At 57.8% G+C, this 759-nt stretch carries 1 protein-coding gene; it reads right to left on the reverse strand.

The features are described from left to right. A partial coding sequence (locus ACXJ5O_RS28820) for an AbgT family transporter (protein WP_457302890.1) occupies positions 1-759 on the reverse strand: 759 nt, incomplete at both ends.

Raw genomic sequence — 759 nt, forward strand, 5'->3', positions numbered from 1 at the left:
CGATAAACCCGATCAGCAGTGGCAGAGCGCCAATATTAGCCGCCTGGAGCGCGCCGGAAAGGCTGAGTGCCATGACCGTGCCTATGTTGGTGTAGGTAAAATAGGCGACAAACTGGCTGAGGACGAAGAACAGGAAGATTGTACCGCCCATATTCTTGATCGATTTCTCGATGGCAGCGATCACCTCCGACAGTGTCCGCAAGGTGCCGGCGCCGATGCCGTAGGTCCACCCTGTCACCAGAAAGAGGAGCATGATAAGTGCGATCAGGCCGTTCATGAATGGGGAACTGCCAATCAGCTCGCCGGTTTCAGGATTGCGCAACGGCGCGCCACTGGGAAGCGTCAACAGCAGGAACACCACCACCAGACCGATCAGCCCGTAGAGTGCAAACCTCAATCCGCGTGACTCCTGCTCGCTCAGCACGGCCCCCTGATCTGGAACAGCGCCGTCAGCTGCTCCCTCCGGCTTGTATTCCCCCAGCCGCGGCGAGATCATGCGGTCGGTGATGAATGCTATGAGGAAAGTGAGGAAGATCACAGACGCGATGGAGAACCACACATTTGATGCCAGCCCGATCGATCGATTGGGATCGACCAGCCGTGCCGCATCGTTGGTGAATTCCACGAGGACCGCATCAAGTGGTTTAATCAGCATGTTGACCGTGAAAGCACCGGCAACCGCTGCAAAACCGAGCGCCAGACCAGCCAGCGGATGTCTTCCAACTGCCAGATAGGCGACGCCGGCGAGCGGTATAAGGA

This window comes from Phyllobacterium sp. P5_D12 (genome assembly GCF_054049495.1).